Annotated in this window: 3 protein-coding genes; 2 read left to right on the forward strand and 1 reads right to left on the reverse strand. The window is 40.5% G+C overall.

The features are described from left to right. Together rdgC and CXF78_RS15125 are read left to right on the forward strand one after the other, a co-directional pair. Positions 1-719, forward strand: a 719-nt coding sequence (gene rdgC, locus CXF78_RS15120; protein WP_102037259.1) for a recombination-associated protein RdgC, incomplete at its 5' end; no start/stop codon positions are given. Positions 720-736: 17 nt separating this feature from the next. After that, positions 737-1,294 carry a glutathione S-transferase family protein gene (locus CXF78_RS15125; RefSeq protein ID WP_102037260.1) on the forward strand — a complete coding sequence of 186 codons (558 nt, stop codon included), beginning with the start codon at positions 737-739 and terminating at the stop codon, positions 1,292-1,294. Between the two features lie 90 nt (positions 1,295-1,384). Here the strand turns inward: CXF78_RS15125 and CXF78_RS15130 are convergent. Continuing rightward, the coding region (locus tag CXF78_RS15130) for a PDZ domain-containing protein (protein WP_145991479.1) at positions 1,385-2,079 on the reverse strand (695 nt) is incomplete at its 5' end.

The following is a 2,079-nucleotide window of genomic DNA, read 5'->3' on the forward strand; positions in this document are numbered from 1 at the left end:
TCTGTGTCACGAAAGAAGAAAAAATTCTTCCAGGTCAAGTGATAAAAGAAGCGCTAGATGAAAAAGTGGCAGAGATTGAAGAGTTAGAAAATCGTAAAGTCACTAAAAAAGAAAAAGACACCATTAAAGACGAAATCACCACAACATTATTACCTCGTGCATTTTCTCGTCGTAGCCAAACTCATGCTCTTATCATGCCTGAGCTAGAGATGATTTTAGTCGATAGTTCTAGTGCAACTAAAGCAGAAGAACTATTAGCGTTATTGCGCAAAGCCTTAGGCAGCTTACCGGTTATCCCGCTAAGTTATGCCACACCAATCGAGTCAACTCTAACGCAATGGTTACAAGCAGGTGAAGCGCCTGCACCTTTTGAAATGCAGGATGAAGCTGAACTTAAATCAGACTCTGATGAAGGCGGTATTGTTCGCTTCAAACAACAAGTGCTGCAAGAAGATGAAGTACTTGCCCATATTGCAACGGGTAAGCAAGTGCACAAATTGGCATTACATTTTGGCCAGTCAATTGCCTTTTTGATGCAGTCTGATGCCAGTATTAAACGACTTAAGTTTTCTGAAGAGTTTAGAGCAGGTAATGATGAAGTTGGTACTGAAGATCCATTAGCACGTTTAGACGCTGATTTTGCCTTAATGGGCAGTGAGTTAGTGGCTTTCGTCAATGCGGTAAATCAAGCATTTGGTCCTTTAGAGCAGAGCGTCTAATACCATAAGGGTAACCCATGAAACTTTACGGTAGCTTTACGTCTCCTTTTGTTCGGCATTGCCGAATAGCCTTATTGGAATCAACATTAGATTATCAATTTATTGAAACAGATCAGGCTAGCAGCGCAAAGCTATCCCCAACTAAGCGGGTACCTTTTTTACACGATGGTGAGCTATCGTTAACGGATTCAAGCGCTATCTTGCGCTACATCCGTCACAAGTCATCAAAAACGTACCTTGATACCGTGGTAGAACTAGATCAGTTTTGCATGATCAATACTGCGCTAGACAGTTCAATTAACTTGTTTTTCTTATCTCGTGATGGCGTTGATATTGAGCGTTTTGATTACACAATCAGACAAGCACAACGCATTAACGCAACATTAGCTGAATTTGAAAAATTCGAACTACCGCTATACGGACCGTTTAATGATGTGCAATTGCGCTTAGGTTGTTATTTAAGTTGGGCGGTTTTCCGCCAACGGATTGATATCGAAGATTATCCAAAACTGAAAATATTTTTAGCCACAATAGAAAAACAGCCATTTTTTATCGAAACGGCTCCACCGGTGTAATCCTTGACATAAAAATGCCCTGTTATCAGGGCATTTTATTTTCTTCAATGTTGGTATCTCAGTGCTCAGAGCACTGTGGCCCTAGTTGATTTAGTCAGTAGTGTTAATCCACTCACCCTCGTCATTAAACGGCCATTCAACCCCCAACCACGCTTTATAAAACGCTTTGTGCGCATCAGTCACCTTATCCACAGGCGCAATTGATAAGTCACCTTTGGGTTGTTCCGTTAGGAGTAAACTCACTTCTTTTAAACGCTCATCCCTGAATATGCTTAGTTTAATCGTATCACCAACATTAAAATCATTAAGACGTTTAGTTAAACCATCCGCGGTAACCTTTAAACCATTAACCGCAACAATTTCATCTCCGGCAGCAACACCCGCATTCCAAGCTGGGCCATTTTTTAGCACACTTGCAATGATTAAATCGTTATATAAGCCAGACAACATCATTCCGGCATCTACTTCTGTTTTAGGAGATTGACCATAAGTCGTGATCAAACCAGCATGTGCCAACAAGTCATCAAAAGGTAAACTAAATGGTTGGTTTACATATTCAGTCCACCACGACTGGTAATCTTTACCAGAAAGGTTTTTTAAAATAGATTGCACGTCCGCGACGTTATAACTTAATGGAATTTTGTATTGTTGATAAAGCGCTTTATGGACATCTCTATATGAATGAGCAAGTTGCGTATCGCTTAGCAAACTAAAATCAAGTGCCATTGAAGCCAAGTAACCTTCAGAGTAAATATTCACACTGTGATTAACCGCATAATCGCCCC

The organism is Shewanella sp. 11B5 (assembly GCF_002836795.1).
GTDB classification, from domain to species: domain Bacteria; phylum Pseudomonadota; class Gammaproteobacteria; order Enterobacterales; family Shewanellaceae; genus Shewanella; species Shewanella frigidimarina.